General features: G+C 54.7%; 14 protein-coding genes. 5 read left to right on the top strand and 9 right to left on the bottom strand.

The genetic code is table 11. The features are described 5' to 3' along the window. Positions 1-172: 172 nt before the first annotated feature. The 3 genes from DFQ01_RS18630 to DFQ01_RS18640 form a co-directional block, all read right to left on the bottom strand. Positions 173-1,588 carry a response regulator transcription factor gene (locus tag DFQ01_RS18630; RefSeq protein WP_110045415.1) on the bottom strand — a complete coding sequence of 472 codons (1,416 nt, stop codon included), beginning with the start codon at positions 1,586-1,588 and terminating at the stop codon, positions 173-175. After that, positions 1,581-3,374 (bottom strand): cache domain-containing sensor histidine kinase, encoded by a 1,794-nt coding sequence (locus DFQ01_RS18635; RefSeq protein WP_110045416.1) that lies wholly within the window; start codon positions 3,372-3,374, stop codon positions 1,581-1,583. The genes DFQ01_RS18630 and DFQ01_RS18635 overlap by 8 nt, the downstream gene beginning before the upstream one ends. A 186-nt stretch (positions 3,375-3,560) precedes the next feature. Beyond that, the gene (locus tag DFQ01_RS18640; protein WP_110045417.1) at positions 3,561-3,707 is read right to left on the bottom strand and encodes a DUF4023 domain-containing protein; all 147 of its coding nucleotides are present in this window, start codon (positions 3,705-3,707) and stop codon (positions 3,561-3,563) included. 165 nt (positions 3,708-3,872) lie between these two features. Here DFQ01_RS18640 and DFQ01_RS18645 point away from each other — a divergent pair, with 165 nt between their 5' ends. After that, complete coding sequence (locus tag DFQ01_RS18645; RefSeq protein ID WP_110045418.1) at positions 3,873-4,646, top strand: Cof-type HAD-IIB family hydrolase; 774 nt, start codon at positions 3,873-3,875, stop codon at positions 4,644-4,646. A 529-nt stretch (positions 4,647-5,175) separates the two neighbouring features. On the opposite strand, the gene DFQ01_RS18655 is transcribed toward DFQ01_RS18645, so the two are convergent. Beyond that, positions 5,176-6,324, bottom strand: coding sequence for an RDD family protein (locus tag DFQ01_RS18655; protein ID WP_174812505.1), 1,149 nt, complete (start codon positions 6,322-6,324; stop codon positions 5,176-5,178). Between the two features lie 176 nt (positions 6,325-6,500). Here DFQ01_RS18655 and DFQ01_RS18660 point away from each other — a divergent pair, with 176 nt between their 5' ends. The 4 genes from DFQ01_RS18660 (at position 6,501) to DFQ01_RS18675 (ending at position 12,197) form a co-directional block, all read left to right on the top strand. After that, positions 6,501-7,580: a substrate-binding domain-containing protein gene (locus DFQ01_RS18660; RefSeq protein ID WP_174812504.1), complete on the top strand. Its 1,080-nt coding sequence runs from the start codon at positions 6,501-6,503 to the stop codon at positions 7,578-7,580. Then, the gene (locus DFQ01_RS18665) at positions 7,577-9,040 is read left to right on the top strand and encodes a sensor histidine kinase (protein WP_110045422.1); all 1,464 of its coding nucleotides are present in this window, start codon (positions 7,577-7,579) and stop codon (positions 9,038-9,040) included. Before DFQ01_RS18660 ends, DFQ01_RS18665 begins: the two co-directional genes overlap by 4 nt. A 110-nt stretch (positions 9,041-9,150) precedes the next feature. Beyond that, positions 9,151-10,545 carry an AraC family transcriptional regulator gene (locus DFQ01_RS18670; RefSeq protein WP_174812727.1) on the top strand — a complete coding sequence of 465 codons (1,395 nt, stop codon included), beginning with the start codon at positions 9,151-9,153 and terminating at the stop codon, positions 10,543-10,545. 236 nt (positions 10,546-10,781) lie between these two features. After that, complete coding sequence (locus DFQ01_RS18675; protein WP_110045423.1) at positions 10,782-12,197, top strand: sugar porter family MFS transporter; 1,416 nt, start codon at positions 10,782-10,784, stop codon at positions 12,195-12,197. Between the two features lie 84 nt (positions 12,198-12,281). Here the strand turns inward: DFQ01_RS18675 and DFQ01_RS18680 are convergent, their stop codons facing one another. The 5 genes from DFQ01_RS18680 to DFQ01_RS18700 all read right to left on the bottom strand — a co-directional run bounded on the left by DFQ01_RS18680 (position 12,282) and on the right by DFQ01_RS18700 (position 20,561). Next, the gene (locus tag DFQ01_RS18680; RefSeq protein ID WP_110045424.1) at positions 12,282-12,887 is read right to left on the bottom strand and encodes an adenylyltransferase/cytidyltransferase family protein; all 606 of its coding nucleotides are present in this window, start codon (positions 12,885-12,887) and stop codon (positions 12,282-12,284) included. Between the two features lie 107 nt (positions 12,888-12,994). Continuing rightward, a complete protein-coding gene (locus DFQ01_RS18685) occupies positions 12,995-14,398 on the bottom strand; it encodes a nicotinamide phosphoribosyltransferase domain-containing protein (RefSeq protein WP_110045425.1) in 1,404 nt (467 codons plus the stop codon). Between the two features lie 82 nt (positions 14,399-14,480). After that, positions 14,481-15,260, bottom strand: a complete 780-nt coding sequence (locus DFQ01_RS18690; protein WP_110045426.1) for an NUDIX domain-containing protein — start codon at positions 15,258-15,260, stop codon at positions 14,481-14,483. A 482-nt stretch (positions 15,261-15,742) separates the two neighbouring features. Continuing rightward, positions 15,743-19,900: a choice-of-anchor I family protein gene (locus DFQ01_RS18695; protein WP_174812503.1), complete on the bottom strand. Its 4,158-nt coding sequence runs from the start codon at positions 19,898-19,900 to the stop codon at positions 15,743-15,745. Positions 19,901-20,009: 109 nt separating this feature from the next. After that, the gene (locus DFQ01_RS18700; protein WP_110045490.1) at positions 20,010-20,561 is read right to left on the bottom strand and encodes a dihydrofolate reductase family protein; all 552 of its coding nucleotides are present in this window, start codon (positions 20,559-20,561) and stop codon (positions 20,010-20,012) included. Between the last annotated feature and the right edge of the window lie 22 nt (positions 20,562-20,583).

Consider the following 20,583-nt stretch of genomic DNA (forward strand, 5'->3'; position numbering starts at 1 on the left):
TTGAACTCGCACTACTAGGGGGCTGTGCTCCGATCAATGCCGAGCCAGCCGCACAACCGTTGTCTAACCCGGCAGAACTTTCACTTCTCGAAAACGTTACCGATAATTAACTACGTGTATGATCGTCGCAGACGTGCATGGGCAAACCTGCTCGCTTGCATCTCCTTCTAGCTTAGCGTTTGGCTGTGCGGTATTCCGATGGGAGCAGCCCGACATGCTCACGGAAGACGCGGCTGAAATACTTGTCATCCTCGAAGCCCGCCCGCTCCGCTATCTCGTACACCGGTGCATCCGATTCCTGCAGCAGCCGCTTGGCGAGGTCGATTCGCATCGCCCGCAGCGTGTCGCCGAACGATGCGCCAGCCAGCTTCGCGAAGCATTGGCTGAAGTAGCTGCGGCTCATGGAGACGTGCGTCGCAACGTCGGACTGATTGATTTTGTCCCCGGCGTGCTGCCGCATATAGATGACTGCTCCGATCAGGCAGCCCATTACTTCCCGCGACATCGCCAGCTCCTCTGTTCGGCTGCGAACGAGTGACGACACGCGGCCCAGCCAATCGCGCCAGTCACGCCAAGTCCGATTGCGGCTGCTCTCCTCTAACATGCGGACACGCTCGTCCGCTGTGAACAGCAGGCCGGACCAGTCCGCGAACAGTTGACCAGCAAACGTGTGCCAGGCTTCGGGCTGTATCTCCAGCCGCTCTGCTTCGGCAAGCATCGTCTTCCACTCCTCTGTATGGAGTGCCCAACGAAGCGTATGCCACTGGTTAGGTACGGCAGCGGCTAGCTGTGCATCCGCGCTGCTTCCCTTATACCGCGGCTTCAAATCTCCGATCGCAAGCGTCATCGTCCCCGACTTCTCAGGCGCATAGAATAAGCGGCTTAGCAGCTTCGAGTCTTCAACGAGACGACCGGCTTCCTCGACGGCTGCACCACCTTCTATACCCGTTACAATAACGGGACGCCAGCAGGCAAGCAGCCGGTCACCCAGCTCGCGGTCGAGCTCGGCCGCTGTGTAAGATGAGGCTGGCTGCGTCAGCCATACGCCAGCTGACAGCTGTATGAGCCGGCTGCCCTTGGCAAGCGGCAGCCGGAACAGCTCGCCGCTGTCGCCGCCGCGTTCACGCGGGACGAAGGCGATGGCCTGTCCAACGGAAAGCGCTGCTTGCCGGGAGGCCGTCTCGGCGGCGCCACCTATTTTACCCCGTTCCCAACGACAGCGTTCCACGATCCGGCTGATGACCGAATCGCTGCTATCCACCTCAAGCAGCGTCTTCACGATATAGTCAATGGCACCAAGCCGCATCGCTTCCTGCACGTAGTCGAACTCATGATGGCACGTCAGCACGACCGACTGCATGTGCGGAAACTGCTGACGCACTTGGCGGATCAGCTCGAAGCCGTCCATTCGCGGCATCGTAATGTCCGTGAAGAGCAGATCGACCTCGTTATTGTTCATCCATTCCAGCGCAGCGGCACCATCGCTCGCCTCGCCGACTATGACGATGCCATGCGACGCCCAATCGATGATCGAGATAAACCCTTTGCGCACGAGCTTCTCATCGTCTACGACCAATGCTCTAATCATGGAATTCCTCCTTCGTCCTTCTAGGAATGGTGATTGCGATGACGGTCCCTTCGCCGGGCTTGCTGCCAATATGCATCGTTGCCTGCTCACCGTAGAAACGTTTCAGCATCCGATTCACATAGGATAGGCCGATGCCCAGTCCCTGCTTCCGTCCCTCTGGATCTTCCTCTAGCAGCTTGCGCGCCTTCTCTTCACTAATGCCCTCTCCGTTGTCCTCAACGACAAGCATTAGCCGATCGCCATCCGCGGATCGAACCGCAACGGTCACGCATCCGTTCGACTCACTCGCCCCATGGTAGATCGCGTTCTCGACAAGCGGCTGCAGCAGGAAGCGCGGCACCGCCGCCGCCATCGCCGCATCGTCCAGCTCCAGACTGAACTCGAATTCGTAATCGTAGCGGATACGCTGCAGCTCCATGTAATTTTGCACAGCCTCAATCTCTTCGCGCATCGTCACTATGAGGCTCTGCTTGCCAAGGTTGTATTGAAGCACCTTCACGAGCAGCGTCACGAGCCGATCGATCTCCTTCTGGCCGTTCATCCGTGCCAGCCACTGCACCGTATTGAGCGTATTGTGCAGAAAATGCGGATTGATCTGGCTCAGCAGCTTCTCGATCTCGATTCGGCTTTTCTCCTTCTCCTTGTGCTCGACCTCGCCGATCAGATCGTTAATGCGCGTCTTCATCTCCTTGAAGCTCGTCAGCAGCAGGTCGAACTCTTCCACATTCGTAAAAGATACCGGCGTCGTCCGATTGTCCGACATGCGTACGATCTGTTGATTAACCTTGTTGAGCGGCCGATAAATCCACCGCCAGATGAGCAGCGCCAGCAATACGGCAAAGCCTAGCGTCGCGAACGCCAAGAGCCCCAATTGTACGAACCAAGCGTTGATCTCGCTGTTGAAAGCCGACTTCTTCACGAGCGTCACGAGCTGCCAGCCCTGCGGGCTTGTATAGCGAAAATCGCGATAGCCCTTGTAGGCATCGGCAAGCGGCTCTCCGCTCTTCCACTTGGCATTGAGACCAAGCTCCGGCTTGTCATCCAGATCGATATAGGTCGATTCTCCATCGCCGTTGATGAGCAGATGCGACACTTTGATGCCGTACGACTCGTTATTAAGTATTTTGCGAAACTGATTGTAGTTCGTCTCTAAGTAGACATAGACCTCGCTGTCATCGTCCATGCGCACCTTGCGGACGACAGAAAACACCGTATTATCGCTGGCGCTGTACATCGTGCGATGAGGTCCGTAGTAATTGCCGCCATTATACGTCGTGAACGGGGGCAGCTTATCAAAGCTAACGTCGCTGTATAGATTTAAGTTCGAGAATAAGACCGGATCTTCCGCCTTCGGCATAATGTAAGCGGTTACACCTAGATACGGATTGGTGAAGTTCACAAGGTTAATCTTCTCGTTGATGCGGGTCATAATTTGCAGCTTCTTATATACCTCAGGCTCCTGCAGGAAAGCCGCCACCTCGTCCACCACGCCGCCATCGAGCGCAAACTGCTTGGAAGCGAAGTCGAGGTTGTTGATCGTATTCTCCAGGCTTGCCGCCTCCTGCTTCAGCGTCGCCTCGATACCGGTCTGCACCTTGTTCGTCATGACATTATAGATCAAGTTGTACGTCATGAGACTGAGCAGCGCCAGCGGCAGCAAACTGCCGATCAGCACATAAACGACGACGGTCCGCCGCAGCGACCTTTTGTCCGGTTGAGGTGTACCTAGGCTGCTTGTCCGAAACGGAGATAGCTGCTGCGTAAGCCGGCTCAGCTTTATTGCCATCGTGCTCGCACCCTTTCAACTGCCATATTCACTTGTCGTATTATAGTTATAGCATACCTGCCTGCCGTGTGAATGCAGGAACCAGGACCTATCCATCTAACAATATATAGCAAAAAAGGCCTCCCTGGTAGCACAACTGGTGCGCATGCGGGATGGCCTTAATTGGTTTAATGGCATGAATTCGCGCTATGGATTATTCGTATGCTGCTTTGTTTGCAGCTTGGAGCTTGGGGTGCCTTTGCCGAAGCGCTCCTTGTTCTTCCGCTGTCTGTACTGCTGCTCGTTAATGGAATTAACGAAGTCGCTCGTGCTACCGCTGTGAATGTTGCACATGGTTGTCGCCTCCTTTTCCAACCCTTAGGTTATCCGCGGTGCGTGCTGCTTATGCTTCCAATATCAGCCTCATATCTCGACGCAGGGCGTACATCCATAGTATGATAGGCCGTAATAAGTTCGGTTTTCATAGAAAATAGAGATAATAGGATAGGAGACGACAACATGAGCTATAAAATCGTTTTTTTCGATATTGACGGTACGCTTGTAAACGAAGAGAAGCAAATTCCGCAAGATACGATTGACGCCATCAACGAGCTGAAGCAGACGGACGTTATTCCGGTAATCGCGACTGGCCGCGCACCGTATTTCTTCAAGCCGATTGCCGAGCAGCTCGGCATCGATTCGTATGTGAGCCTGAACGGTGCGTATGTAGTGCATGATGGCCGCGTCCTGTTCGAGCGTCCGATTGAACGTGAATGTCTGGAAGCGCTCGTCGAGCATGCCGGCAAAAACAATCATCCGCTCGTGTTCGAGGGCGGCGAATCGTACTATGCGAATACGCCTGATAATAACAGCATGCTGACATCGGTCAACTCGCTGCGGATCTCGCCTCCGGGACACGATCCTGACTTTTGGCAAAAAGAGAGCATCTATCAAGCGTTCCTCCACTGCGAAGCGCATGAGGAAGAGCTGTACGCGGACGTACTGCCGGGCTTGCGCCTTGTACGCTGGCACAAAAACGCGATGGACGTGCTCCCTGAGGACGGCTCCAAAGCGCTCGGCATTGATGCGATGCTGCGTCACCTTGGCATCTCCGTTGAAGAAGCAGTGGCATTCGGCGACGGCTTGAACGACAAAGAAATGCTCGCTGCAGTCGGCCTCGGCGTTGCAATGGGCAACTCGCACCCTGAGCTCATCCCACATGCCGACTACGTGACGGCACACGTGAACGAAGGCGGCATCCGCCAAGGCCTGAAGCACGCCGGCCTGCTGTAAGCACGGCGTGATATTGCATGCCCTGACCCCTTTGGGTTAGGGCTTTTTTGCGTTTTTCGGTGGCGGTGTTGGTGCGCTTGTTGACGGTTGGGAATGCGCGGACGGCGGTTCGGTGGTGGTTAGGATACTTTTATGTACTCTATCTGGGGCGGATGGCGGTTCGGTGGCGGATAAGGTACTTTCAAGTCATCTAACCGGTCCTGACTTAGAGGCAATAAATCACCTCTAACATGTTTCGTCGAATTTCTCCCGACCTTTAGGGGTGATAAATCGCCTCTAATACGCACCGTTCTCTCACCTTCTCACTTAGGAGCGATAAACCACCTCTATCCATCTCCATTCCCTCATCCCCCACACTTAAGAGCGATTTATCGCCTCTATCCCGCTCCATTAGCTCACTCTTCATAGATAGGAGCGATAAATCGCCTCTATCGCAACCGGTCAGCACCTATTCTACCGCGCGCCTCCTCCCAACAATCAAAAAAGCCTTCAACCGCCTAGCCAGCAGTTGAAGGCCCCTCGTACCAACCTATATACTCACCAAGCCGCGCACCGACTTGAACGTGCCGACGATCTCGTCGAGATGCTCTAATTTGTGCTGATAATCCTGCCGGAATTGCTCGACTGATCGGTCCGTATTGTCCGTCTTAGAGACCCATGCGACGATGAAGTAGTATTTGTCCTCATCACCGGTCACTGTAACGTTATAAGCTTGCCGCTCGCCATCGGAACGGCCATTCATCGTGAATCGATATGCAGGATGACCGTTCAAGCTGATCGCCTCGGACTGTCCGCCATCCAGCTCGGCTTCTATCGCTTCCGGAAGCCAATCCAAGATGATCTCATGGTACTCCTCAAGCGTCACCCATCCATCGAGCGTATATTCATCATCCGAACCAACAATGACGGACTCGTCCGATAGAAAATTGCTAATATACAATTCTCCGTCAGTGTCCTCAGCATCCCAGCTCGAAGGCGCCTGCAATTGGTATTGCCCGTCCGCAGTCTCGAAAGTTTGCGGCGAAGCCGCCAGCTTCACCATTCCACTAATACTGATCGGAATGCACATGACGGCTGTAACGGACAACACGATTAATAGGGCGCGCATCGCAGCAAGCCGACCTCTATCCAACGGCTTCGCATCCCGCGCTCGTAGGACGAAGGTGCCCGCGGCCATGTCGCCCAGTCGCTGCTTTTTGCGCGTAACAAGAATGAGAATGACAGAAACGATGCCGCACAGCATCAGGATGCTCGACTCAAACGTTTTAATCACGCTCCGGAGGAGCGCCCTTCCGAATCCTGGCGCCGAACGATCCATCTTGACGACTCGAATTTGCAGCGCCCATTTGCCGACGGTTGAACCGAAGAATGCCTCCAGCAACACAAAATACCCATATACAACCCCGATAGCCAAGCCGATTAACAGCAGCGATGCTGGGTTCCACTCCTCATTTGTCAGTTGGGGAACCGTATACAGCATGAACACCCCCATCAACAAGGCGGCCACGATCAAATTATCGATAACGATTGCGCCGAGCCGCCTGGCGAATATCGACTCGCTGTATCTCGAAACGATGCTCTCCGCATCAGGTTCATCGCCTGCTACGTTCCACCGTTCAACGTCATCCACAGGTGTAAATGCAAACTCCTTCTCTGTTCGTTCTGGTATATGCTCCACGTCCCATATCCTTTCTCCTAGTTGTCCTACCTTGATCGTAGCACAAAACCCAAATAGTGACTACATTGTCATCAACATCCGGACATTTGAGATGCCTATATTCTTACACAGCTTGTGTAATGGTTTCCTACGATTTGACGCACGCTATGGGGAGCGCCATCATCGAAGGAGTCCTTATGTCTACACGACAAACAACGCTGCTGTCCCTTCTATTGCTTGCCTTATTCGCTGCCCTCTTGGTTCTGTTCTTCACCTCGGTCTTCCAAGTTCAGCGGCTGGCGCAATCCCTTGTCATTTCACCATCTGCCGAGCAAGTGCAGCAGCCGCGGGTCGTCCTAATCGCCCAAGAAACGGACAATCCGTTCTGGCTTGAGATCAAGCAAGGCGCCCAGGCCGCAGCGGAGACATTCGAGCTATCTCTCTCCTATATCGGACCAAGCCGGATTAATCCTGAAGAACAACTGCGGCTGCTTGCCAAAATGATTACATCGAAGCCTTACGCCATCATCGTGCAAGGGCTCAACGATCCGAACTACCGCGCGCTGATCGACGAAGCGCATGACCTTGGCATCACCGTCGTAACGATGGATGCCGATGAGCAGGGCAGCAAGCGGCTTGCTTATGTTGGCAGCGACAACCGCAAGGCCGGCCGGCAGCTCGGCGAGCAGGTCGCGGCTGCAACTGGCGGCAGCGGGCAGATCGGCGTGCTCATGGGCAGCAGCGCCGTTAACCAGAAGCTGCGGTTGCAAGGCTTCAAGGATGCGATAGCGCAATACCCGCAGCTTCGCATCGTCGACGCTCGCACGACGAGCAATTCCCGGCTGCGTGCTGTTGAGCAGACGACCGAGCTCATCCAGCAGCATCCCGCGATCAACGCGATCGTTGGTTTCAGCGCACTCGATGGCCCAGGTATGGCGGAGGCGGTTCGACGTCTGGAGGCGGCATCAACAGCTGGCGGAGACAACGAAGCACTTAGAACTGCTGCGAATGAAGCTGCTCCGATTAAGACTGCATCATCCGCAGCAGCGATCAAGTATCCTGCTCTCTACGCGTTCGATCTGCTGCCAGGTACACGCGAGGCGATCACACAATGTCTTGTCTCTGCCACAATTGTGCAAAAGCCTTACGAGATGGGGTATGAAGCGGTAAAGCTGCTCCGGGAACTGACGTCTGCGGGTCAGGAGCTGGCGAACATTCTAACTGAAACGACCGTTATGACGAGACAAAAGCTCGGTCTGCAAGGCGGCTGCCCATGACGATCCGTACCAAGCTGCTGCTGTTCATTCCGCTGCTCGTCCTGCTCGTCGGATCGATTACGCTCCTGCTATTCCGCAGCACAAACGTCGTGCAGCGAAGCTACGACCAAATGATGGAACGGCTGCTGCTGTACAAACAGGCTGCACAAACATCGAACCAGTTGCTGCAATCACTCTACAGCAATCGAGATGACCCGACCGATGTATCTGCGGCTCAGCTGCTCCAGCTGAAGATCGAGCTTAACAGGCTGCAAGCCCAACTGCTGGGAAATGGCTTCAGCCTATCGACCGCCTCCGAATCGATCGGCTACGCTCAAATGCTCGGTACGCTGCTCGACCAAACGCAGGCTGCACTTGCCTCCACTACGCCTGCAGAAGCGCTTGCGCTATACGAAAAAGCAGAAGATACGGCTGGTTTCATTTACGAGCAAGGCAGCCAGCTGATCGATATGGAGCTGGAAGCGGATCAGCCGGTCTTCCACCGTATCCAGCAGGAAAATGTCCAGCTCCTTCGTCTCGGCGCAGCTGTCCTCATCGTCGAAACCGTGCTCGCCGCCCTGCTCGCGCTCTGGATCTCGCGCAGCATCACCCGCCCCATCGGCATGCTCGTCGAATCGGCGGGGCGCATCGCCCGCGGCGAACTTGAGGCCGAGCCGCCCCAGCTTGCCCGCCGGGATGAGCTCGGCATGATGGCCGAGGCTTTCAGCGGCATGCTGGGCGGGCTGCGCGAAATCGCACGGCTCGAGCGCGAACAAAGCGAGCAGCAGCGGCTGCTCGGCGAATTGGAGCTGCGCTCGCTGCAGAGCCAGATTCGGCCGCATTTTCTATTCAACTCGCTTAATGCACTAGCCAAGCTGGCTTTAATCGAAGGGGCCGAGCGGACAAGCGATCTCATCGTGTCGATGTCTTCCCTGCTTCGCTACAACCTGCAAAGCCTGGACCGCCCCGTCACCCTGCGTGAGGAGCTGGCTCATGTCGATGCCTACATGACCATTCAGCAGGCACGGTTCCGCGAGCGAATCACCTTCGAGCGTCATATCGACGAACGAGCGCTCAATACGATGCTGCCGCCGCTTACGCTGCAGCCCATCGTCGAGAACGCCTTCGTTCATGGCGTTGAGGAGCTGGAGCGAGGCGCTGTCATCTCACTGTCCATCGAGGTCATACCAGATGACCAAGCTGTTCGAATTACCGTAGCCGACAACGGCAAAGGGATGGCCGAGCAGGTGCGTCGTCGGCTGCTGCAAGCCACATCCGACGATATTCATAATGCTGCTGCGAGCAGCAGCCCCCCGCCTTCGAATACAAAAGCTTCACAGTCCGCTGGACTTGGCATGCGCAACGTGTTCCGCAGGCTGGAGCTGTTTTTCGGTGAACGTGAATTGATCGCAATCGATAGCGCACCAGGACAAGGCACGCGCCTCACCATTACGCTGCCTGCGGTTAGTAAACCACATTAATTCGAGTCGTGAACAATAATGCGGAGACTTGCATCCGAATGCCTTGTTGATGCTTAATGAAGTTTATGACTTATGCGGCTAACGCAAGCAAGAAAGGAGGAACTGCCGTTATTTACCGACTATTAATTGCCGATGACGAGGCACTTGAACGGGAAGGGCTGGAGTGGATTGTTCGGCGTGCAATGCCGGATGCGTTCCAGATGATTTTTGCCGAAAATGGCCGTCGGGCGCTGGAGCTGGCCGAGGAGCACCGCCCCCATATCATCTTCATGGACATCCATATGCCCGGCATTCAAGGCCTTGATGCGCTTCGGCAAATTCGGGACCGGATGCCCGATACGAAGCTGGTGCTCGTTACGGCTTATGATTATTTCGCCTATGCGCAAGAAGCGATAGCGATTGGCGTGAAGGAATATATCGTGAAGCCTGCCAGCCGCGAGCAGATCACTTCGCTGCTGCAGAAGCTCGTCCAAGAGCTGGACAACGAGAAGCAGGCGCGCAGCGAACGGCTGCAGCTGATCGACCGGTTATTCGAGCTGGAGCCCATTATGGAGAATGAGCTGGCGCTCATGTTTATGGTCGACCAGGTGATCGGCGCCGAGGCGGAGCAGCTCGCGGAATGGATTCGTTTCCCGCTCGAAGGCGGCTTCGCCGTTGTCGCGGCGTGGCCGGAGCTGCCGCCTGAGTCAAAGGATCGGCGCGCCTTGTTCGAGGAAGTGCGAGCATTCGCCAAATCGCTTGGCCAATGCTTGGTCAGCTCGATCATCGACCGCCATATGGCGCTGTTCTTCCCGACTCCGAAGGAGAGCACAGCATCGGCCCCGAATGCCGGCACGATCGGTCAGCGGCTCGCCCAATGGACAGCCGATCGGCTCGGCCAGCCCGCTTCAATCGGCGTTGGCGTGCAGCACGCCGGCGTTGAAGGGCTCCGCCGCTCCTACGTGGAGGCGGTATTCGCGTCCTCCTGCTGCGGCAGCGGCGGCGGACTGTGCCTGTTCGCCGAGTTGCAGCGCAGCGGACCTGGCGGCAGCGCCGCCCCTGCTGCGATGAACAGCAGCGGCGGCATGAACGCGGACTTGGCGGAAGGCTCTGCCGTCAGCGCGGACGAGGCGACGAACGCCTACGTCATGTCCGCCCTGCGGCGCAGCCGCGAAATGCGCGAGCACCAGACGATCTCGGCGCTGGATCGCGCCAGACGCTACATCGAATCGCGCTTCACGGAGGAGCTGTCGCTGGAAGAGGTGGCGGACCACGTGCACCTGAACTCTTTTTACCTAAGCAAAGTATTCAAGCAATATGTCGGTGAGACGTTCATCGACTACCTTACCTCGCTGCGCATTAAGCGGGCGAAGCAGCTGATTGAGGACGATGCGCTCAGCCTGAAGGAGATATGCTTCGAGGTGGGATATAAAGACCCGAACTACTTCAGCCGAGTGTTCAAGAAGGTCACGGGAGTCACCCCATCGGACTATCGGGCGAGCGGCTCGAAGGGCAGCGATTCGTGACAGCGGATGCGTGGGAAGAGGACATTTTTGTGCTGGCAGGACAAAATAGTGATAGCGCTCGGAATCGTTAGCCAATAACCGATCGGACGATTCGAAATGTGCGGCAACCTAACAATATAGTGCTGTTCATCGTTCCCTTCGCGCGGCCATCCCGGTGCTATAATGAGTGACGCCGCCCCCCTAGCTTCTTATACAGGCGGTTCATTCATTATTCAAAGAGAAGGAGCATGAACCCTATGGCTGCCCCTATAACTGCAACTCAATCGCAGCACAACCATATCGCTGAAGACAGCGGAATCAACATGAAGTTCGTCACGCTCACATCGATTATCGCCGCGCTCGGCGGACTATTGTTCGGCTTCGATACAGCCGTCGTCTCCGGTGCGGTTGGCTTTATGCAGGATCACTTCAGCTTGAGCGAAGTACAGGTCGGCTGGGCCGTGTCCAGCTTGATCGTCGGCTGTATTGTCGGCGCTGGCGCATCCGGCATCATAAGTGACCGTTATGGCCGCAAAAAAGTGCTGATCGCTGCTGCGCTGCTGTTCATCATCGGTTCAATCGGCTCGGCGCTGCCGAGTACGTTTACGGGTTATGTTATTTTTCGCATGATTGGCGGTCTCGGCATCGGTATTACGTCCACCCTCTGTCCGCTGTACAATGCAGAGATCGCGCCGACGCGCTACCGCGGACGTCTTGTCGCCTTCAACCAGCTTGCAACGGTAACAGGTATCTTCCTGACGTACTTCGTTAATAATGCCTTCGCTTCGATGGGCGACGATGCTTGGGACGTCTCGACCGCTTGGCGCTGGATGCTCGGTGTTGGCGCTGTTCCTGGCGCGATCTTCATGGTGCTGCTGTTCCTCGTACCGGAAAGCCCGCGCTGGCTCATTAAGCAGGGCCGTGCGGAGCAGGCGCTCGATATTCTGGTTAAAATCCATGGTGAGAGCGGCGCCCGTCAAGAAGTGCTCGACATCAAGGAATCGTTCAAGCAGGAAACCCGCGGCTCGCTGCGCCAGCTGTTCAAGCCAGGCCTTCGTACCGCACTCATCGTTGGCGTTGTTATCGCTGTATTGCAGCAAGTAACGGGTATTAACGCGGTGCTGTACTACGCGCCGGAGATTCTGAAAGAAACAGGTGCAGGCACAAACGCCGCGCTCGTCCAAACGATTCTTGTCGGTCTGATCAACGTTGTATTCACGATTATCGCAATCCGTCTCATCGACCGGGTTGGCCGCAAAGCGCTGCTGCTGATCGGCTCCGGACTGATGACGCTGTGCTTGCTGTTTATCGGATTTGCTTTCCATACCGGACATACGTCAGGTGTACTCGTGCTCATTCTGCTGCTCGTCTACGTAGCCGCGTTCGCGATTTCGCTTGGACCTGTCGTCTGGGTGCTGCTCGCGGAGATATTCCCGAATCACATTCGCGGTCGCGCAACGGCAATCGCATCGATGGCGCTGTGGGCAGCCGACTATGTCGTCTCGCAGACGTTCCCGCCGATGCTGAAATCGGTCGGCGCCGCATCAACGTTCTGGATTTATGCGGTAATGGGTCTCATCACGGTCGTCTTCACATGGCGTATGATTCCTGAGACAAAAGGCAAATCGCTCGAGGAAATCGAGACGATGTGGAAATCTGGCGTTAACCACTAAACGGTTCCTATATATACAAAGCGGTCAACCTCTCCCCTTGCGGGATTGGATTGACCGCTTTTTTGCGCTTGCTAGTAACGTCCATCATGGTTCAAAACTTGCCGCTTCCGCTTCCGCCTCAGCCCGCTCCCGATAATACTCGATCTCGAGCAGCGCGCAGCGGACGGTCTCGAATTCATCATGCAGCGCAGGGTTCGTGTACACCTGCCAGTATCCTTCTTCACCCGCGATGACGGCTTCCCGCAGCAGCGTGGCGCTGATTGGAATGTCCGCACGCGGAACGGCCAGCTGATGAATGCCCGCTATCGCATCCTCTGGAAACCACTGCCCCCGTTCCTCATCGTCGCCGGCGATCATCAGGTCAAGCGGATGGAAACCACGGTCAATGCCGTATTGCTTCGCAGCGCCCAGCAAATACATTCCCCACGCAGTGCTGTGGTCGCCCTCATGCGAGTAATCCGTGAGCGGAGCCAGCTCGATCCGATTGCCGTACACTTTGCGCAGCAGACGTGCACGGAGCTCGATATCCAGCGGATTGCGTACCGTCCCTCGCAGCTGTGCGGAGCCGACCAGCACCAGCACTTTGTCACACACATCCAGCGCCGCATCTATCATTCGTTCGTGACCGATATGCAGCGGTTGGAATCGTCCTAGAATAAAACCATACCGATAAGGCTTGCTCGTCGGCATCGGCAGCGCCTCCTGTTCATGAACATAAGCTTATAGACTATCAATAATAATTACGTCTTCAAAAAAAGTGTTGCTTCGTGATCAAAAGCGGACTATTTGAACATCCTCTATAGATACTGTTCCGCAAGCGCAGCGATTTTCCTCTCAATGGCAGCCGATAATTTGATCGCTTGCTGCTGTGGATTTTGCACCCGAATCCGATCGCGTACTTCGTTCCAAAATGCTGCCCCAGCAACCATCATATGCGGTTTGCCCGTTCCGTCGTGCTTGTAGATTGTTTCGTATACTTCCTCGCCGTTCGTCTCTTCACCCTCATGGGCGATCGCTGTCAGCTCGCCTTCCACTCGAACTAGCCGCACGCGGCCCGGAATGCTCCGCTTGATTGCTGCCATCGCGAACTTCATCCGATCCTTGCCGTTGCTGTACGCCGTCTTCATCGCCCATCCATACGTATCGCGGTCGATATGATTGTAGAAGCCCGATCCCACGCCATATGCGACGAACGCCAGCGGCACGCCTTCTGCCTCCAGTCTTGCATCGTACCGCTTCACCTGCTCGAAGTTCATCCCTTCGCCGATAATAACGCCAACTGCATCAAGCAGATCATTCGCCTGAGCGACCCGGTAAATCGCAATCGCCTGCTCCAGCACATCGCCGCTGTCCGGACGCATCACAATCCGTACGCCCCGCTGACGTGCACGACGGCCAAGCTCCGGCAAATACAGCTCAATCACGCGGTTCGCATCATACGTATCGATGACGAGTGCAACGATCTTCTCGCCTGCATCCGCCGTCGAGTCGATTGCATGCATGAAGCATGCCAGCTCATCGTCATACTGCTGCGTCACCTTATGCGCCAACGCCGCGATGCTGCCGATCACAGCCTGAGGCGTATGATGCGTCGTGTGAAAATCGTCCGTTCCCTGCAGCGATAGATTCCACGCCGTTCCCGCCCAGTACGCATCCTCCAAGCCCCGATGTCCGCGGAATCCGAAGCTGTGAATGCGCCACAGGAAACCATCGTCTGCGCCATGCTCCGCCTGCTTCGCCTCCAAGTAACGGCGCATGTGGAACGCCTCCGTCGCGCATCCGCTTGGGAAGTACGCATGCATGAACATGCCTTCCCACCACGTCACCAGCTCACCGAAGCCTTCAACTGTATTGTACACTTGGGCAAAAGGCGTACCCGCCGGGCACCAAGTACCTTCCGGTACCGACTCCACCGCGATCGGCGCATAGCCGTTGCATTCGCTCACCACTCGGCGGAACAGCTCCGATGGAAAAGCCAGACCTTGCATTGCCGCGCAGCGCTCGGCTTCTACGACATGCGCCTCCGTGATCTGGATCGACAGCAGTTCCGTTACGGTCTCGCGGAAGCCATACAGAATCATTCCTTCCTTGCGGTTGTACAGATGGCTCACTTCCCAGTCCATATTGCATTTGAGCCGAGCATGCGACAGATTATAGCTGTCCGTCAGAAGCAGTGGATTATTGCGAAGTGTATTCAACATAGTAATGACCTCCAATGAATGTTTAAGATTATATTATTGATAGTCGATATGACTATATAGATGGTTTGAAATATATCCGAGCTTAGAAAAGCCCGGAATTATAAATCGAGATGCGCGGCTCGTAGTCGGTATAGACATACAGCTGTGCGGGGCGGTTCGAGTTCCGATCGGTTGTCTTTGGCTGACCATCCGCGGTCACCGCTTCACGGATGAGACCTTGTCTCGCCTTTGTCGTCAGCAGGTTGCGCTTGAAGTTCGCGATGTCTTCCTCAAACGATGGCACGACCGTCTTAATAATTTGGTACAGCTCTCGAATCGTGAATTCCTCCGGCAGAAACTGCTTCGCAATCGTCGTCGTCATCATCTTCGTCTGCACATAAGTGAGTGCGTCCTGCAGCAGCTCGTTGTGATCAAAGGCAAGCTTCATCTTCAATGCCTCTTCGAGTGGGAACAGCCTTACCTCATCGGCATCCGTGTCAGCCGCAAGCTTCAGCAGATAAGCTTCCTTCACGAGCGTACAATAGAGGACGGAAGGCATCCACCCGCGTGGATCGCGTCCCGGATAGTAGACCGTCTTGATCTGCTCGATCATGACGTTGCGATCAACGTTCGTCTCCTCCTTCAGCTCGCGGTACGCTGCCTCCAGCAGCGTCTCCCCTTCCTTCGAGAACCCGCCTGGCAGCGCCCAGTAACTCGGGTAGGCTTCAGAGGATGCACTGCGCCGAACGAGCAGAACGTCGAGTCTGCGATCGGCGAGCATTTTATAATTGCCTTGCTTCGCGTGCGATGTAATCGTGAATATAGCGATGTCGACCGGCAGTCCGTCCGGTGACCGGTATTGTGTTGGTTGTTGGTGTGTCATGCAGCACCTCCTTGATGTTTACAGTATACGCCAATTGAATTTATAATGTCAATATGACTTTATAAAATAGTTGAACGACCTTCCCGTATCGATATCGATCTATCTGACCGTCATTACGATAGCCCGACTCCATGGATTAAGTGTGGCTAAGTCGCGCTTATCGGTCATTCGCCGTCACACTCAGCAATTTAAGTATGGTACATCCTCTCTTATTCACCTATTGAATACCTGTTTACCTGCCTCAGCTCCACAGTAAGCGCGAATGTACACACTTATCTGTTGTTGCGGATGCAATTGGATGAGATAAGCGTGGTTGGACCACTCTTATCGGACATCTGACGTCCCCAATGGTTCCAACACATCAGTTCGACGCGAAATAAAAAGCGCCAATCCCCATGTCCGTCCTACAAGGACGTGGAGACTGACGCTTCGTTCATGAAGTCCTTACTCTAAACCACCGCCACTGAATCGCGCCTATCTCATTAATTCGTAAGTTCGAGCAGCAGCAGAGCAAGCAGCTTCGCTGTCTCTGCACGCGTAGCCGATGCTTGCGGCGCGAAGGCAACGCCATCGCCGCCTGCAGTTGGACGGCCGCTTACGAGACCCGCTTGCTGTGCAGCAGCGACCGAATCCGCTGCATAGCCAGAAATCGAATCGGCATCAGCGAAGCTAATCGGTTCATCGACCGGCTGCAGCTCATAGCCCAGCAGGCCGAGGAAACGAACGAGCATCGTGACGAGCTGCTCACGCGTCACTTCTGCAGTCGGCTCAAACGCACCGTTGCCCGTACCCGTTACGATCCCGAGGCTCGATGCCCACTCAACCGCCTGTGCGTAGTACGCATCAGCTTTGACATCGTTGAAGCTAGAACCTGTGAATTCACCTGGCTGAACGCCAGCGATGCGTGAAAGCATCAGAACGAAATCGCCGCGCGTTAGGTTAGCTCCCGGCGCAAACTGACCGCCGCCCACGCCGCCAATGATACCGCGTGCCGCAAGGTACGTGATAGCATTGGATGCGAAGCTGTTATTCGTATCCGAGAATGCAGCGTCATTGTATTTTGCCGCAAAGCCCGCATCAAGCGAGTCTACACGGAATACGACCTGACCCGATTCTTCATCATAGATGCCGAGAATCATTGCTGCGGATGAACCATCCGGCAGAACTGCATAAGGAACAACGGCTAGGAAGTTAGCTCCTTGTGCCAGCTGGTACGGTAGACCAACAACAATTCCGCCCTGCACATTGTTTACTTCCTTACCATCAATCAGCAGGTGGAAATGTACGACCTTCTGTCCTGCAAGCGAGCCTGTACCCGCTTCGCTGGTCAGCTTGAGGGTGATGCTGCCTTTGCCATCGGAACCGATCGACGATAACAGGCTCTTCCATGCATCCGCCTCCAATGCGATCGTTCCCAGATTCGTCTCCAGCGATACCGACTCTACACCTGTCAGGTCCGCAAGGAGCGCAACCGCATCTTCAGCCAGTAAGATCGAGCCACCCTCCGATACTTCGGCGTGGATGACCAGCTGCTTATTGCCTGCACCTGCTTTGTTCAGATCCTCTAACGCTTTATTCACGAGATCAGCTGACAATAAAGCTTGTGGACTTCCGTCCGCATCTTTACCCGATGGCAATTCAAACGTCGTATAGGAAGTGCCATCGCTCGTATTCGTCTTAACGGTACCCTCGCTCACCGCTTCTTCACCATTATTGCTTTCTTCGTTCCCTGTACTGCTGGAGTCAGACCCCGAACCCGAGTCTGAGCCAACAATGACACCACCTGCTGCCGCAGCAACCGTTACTGTCGCAGAAGCCGTTGCATATTTGTCTGCGCTGACAGCCTTGATCACAGCTGTACCCGTTCCAACCGGGGTTACTTTACCTGTGTTGTCGACCTTTGCAACGGACGTATTGGACGACGCCCACGTTACGTCCGAGGAGCTGCCTGCAGCCGGTACAACCGTTGCCGTCAATTTGCCGGCCGCGCTGCCTGCCGTCAAGCTGAGCGAAGCTTTATCGAGCGACAGCTTCGATACGTTCAGCTGGAATACCGCAACCGTGCCGCTCACCTCATACGCAACAAGCAGCAGCGGTTGACCCGTAGGGCTGATGTCCGCTGGAATGAATTCGATACCTTCAGGACCGGTATCGGTATTCAGGTTATTTTTCGGCGTAAAGACCCTCGAGTTCGTGTAGTTCAAGAATGTTGCGTTCGCAGGGTCCGTCACATCGTACATCATGACGCCGCCGATACGTTCAAGGCCCACGAATGCCACGCTGCGCTCGCCAACTTGTCCAACCTTCACGTCCTCCGGCTCAGGCCCCTTCTTGCTGCTGCGGTCATCCATCGCCGTCTTGTCGTGCCCCGAGTTGAAGAAATCAGGAATGCGCTCTGCCGTAATCTTCTCAAAATCGTTGCCGCTGTCATACGTCTGCGCCATCGTGCTTGCATCCCAGATCGAGAACGAACGACCGCCGAACATGTAGAGGCTGTCTGTCCCCATATCCGTCATAACTTCAACGCCATCATAAGTCGTCGTGCTGTTCACCAGCTGTGCTGCAGCAGAATCAGGATCAAGACTGCTCTTCACGCTGGAAATTTTGCCGGCATTCGTGCGGCCAGGCCAATCCGTTGCATCCCCTTCGTTTGCACTAACGACGTAGGTATGACCATCAACTGTATAAGAAGCGATGCCGTCTGGCATGTACACGCCGAAGAACGGTACGTTCTCAAGCTTGATTTGGCCGTCTTTCAACAAATCCAAGCTATTGCGCGGGAGGCTCAGATCTTTCAATCCAAGTCCATTCACCGCTGTGAACTGCTTAGTCTTCAGATCGAGCGTTGCGATGGCATTGTTCTCCTGCAGCGAAACATAAGCCGTCAGCGCGTCACCGGACAATGCGATGTATTCCGGCTCTAGATCATAGAGCGCATCAGCCTTCGTGCCGCTGCCCGTAATAATGCCTGTATCTGGGTCGGATGCGCCGCGAATATGCACGTTGTCATCAATAATCGCTTCGTTATCAAACTCCGCATTCGTTACGGTTCCAGCAGCCGTATCGAGAATGGTGACGCTGCCCTTAGGATCGATACCTTCACGAGGTTCTCCTTCATTCGCTGTGAGTACGTACTTGCCATCCGGCGTCGACTTGATCATATCCGGCTGTACGCCCGCCTCATAAGCAGCCATCAGATTGCCGTCATAGTCAAGCGCCAGGATGCGGCCATTCTTCGTTGGATCTTTCTCTTGTACGGACAGGTAGACACGCTTATTGTTCGTGTTAATATCAACGCTTGTCAGGTCGCCGTATTCGAAGCCATCTGTATCAGCCAGCTCTTCCACGTTGATCGTATGTTCCTTCACCAGATGGTTCAAGCTGCTGCCATCTCCGACAGCCAAGCTGACGATATCCAGACTCGCCGGGTCGGAAGAGCCGTTCACGAGATAAAATTTGCCGTTATCCTTGTTATACTTGACGATTTCCGCTACGCCGCCATCAGGATCTGTAACACCAACGGAGTAGGTACCGATCTGGGTGACGGAGATTTGATCTTGGTACGCACTTGCTGCTACGCGAAGCGTATAGACATGCGAATCTGTTAATGCAGGTGACGATGCGTCCGATACTTGAATCGTAACAGCTGCTTCTTCCGACCCGCTTGCAGTACCCGAAATCACGCCGGTTGCCGGATCGATCGACAGCCCTTGCGGCAGTCCATCCGCCGAGAATGTATAGGGCGTCGTACCGCCGGAAGCAGCGATCGTTGCGGAATAAGGAACGCCAATTACGGCATCCGGCAGCGATTGCGTCGTGATGCTAGGTGGAGTCACGACTTCGAGTTGGCCCCAAGCACCGTCAGCACTGCTGCGAGGCCCCATCTCAGCGATCGTTGCTGCGCTTGCGGAGCTGTAGTCAATCTGTTCGAAGTCGGCATTGTTGATATCCGTATCCGCAAGATCAATACGGCGAATCGCTTTTTTCTTCGAGATGCCTGTCGCCACATAGCCCGTCTCATATCCGTCCATGTCGCCGCCATCATTCGTTGCCGTTCCTACCATGTCCACATAACCCGCTGCCTTCGTGCCATTGCCGTCGGTATCGAACGGATTCACGTCCGTGATCAGGTCCGTTCCTTGTATAAGAGCGACCTTGAAGCCTTTATTGTTAATCCAGTGGTCCCAAGTCAAATCGGCCTTGCCTGACAGATTAAGTGTCGGACTTGTTGCACCCGTTGCCTTGCCTACAATCAGAAAGCTGGAATGCGCTTTAATTTCACCGGACAACTCAAGTTTCTCCCATGCCTTCGTGGGACCCGTGTCACCGCTATCGCGATCTGCATACTGCAGCGTCCAGCCAGCTAGGTTAATATCGGTATCCGTCGGATTGTACAATTCGATAAATCCATGGGATGCATAAGTATCTGTTGCCGTCTTGAGGCCACCGCCATATGCTTGGTTGATTAAGAGATGCGGTACGGTCCGATCGTAGGTTCCATTTGCTTGGTACGGCGTCCCTACCACAGCAGCGCCTTCTGCAGCGAAGACTGCTGGACCACTAAATGCCGATGTTGCGCTAAGAATCACAGCCGACAGCGCGACTGCCGTTCCGAATTTCCGTGTATAACGGTTGAACATGAATCGAAGCCCTCCCATATGATCTGCCTATATTCCGAGCCAGAATAGCATGGGGTTGTAAACGGGACATGTTCATTTTCTAAAGGTATTGTAAAATGCTCGTTTCATCTCATCCTTTCAACTGATAGATTAGCTGTACGACGCCTGAGGAGAACGTTCTTGTTTGAACCAACTGTAAATTCAACCGCTGCTCGATATTTACAAACAACGGTGTACCCCCTCCCAGAACAACAGGGTGAACGGATAATCGGAACTCATCAACCAGTTCTAAATTGATAAACGATGTAATCAGACTTGCGCCGCCGTACAACCAAATGTCTGTACCTGGCTTGTTCTTTAATCGATGAACTTCCTCAACAATATTATCGTTTATGAAAATCGCCTTACTGTCCGCCCTCTTCTGCGTTCTGGAGAATACATACTTGTCCTTACCATGAACGAGATCCCACAATTGTTTCTCCGCCTCCGATGATTCCCCTTCTGGCATGAACTCTCCCCATAGGTCGTAGCTCTTTCGTCCATATAGAATCGTATCGACTTGACCTAGGAATTGATTGAAACCCATCTCTTCATCCATGATGCACCAATCGATTTCCCCGTTCTTCCCTTCAATGAAACCATCTAAAGAAACAGCTAGATCTAAAATGATTTTGCGCGTCATCGTTCGTGTCCCCTTTCGATTG

Source organism: Paenibacillus cellulosilyticus (genome assembly GCF_003182255.1).
Classification (GTDB): domain Bacteria; phylum Bacillota; class Bacilli; order Paenibacillales; family Paenibacillaceae; genus Paenibacillus_T; species Paenibacillus_T cellulosilyticus.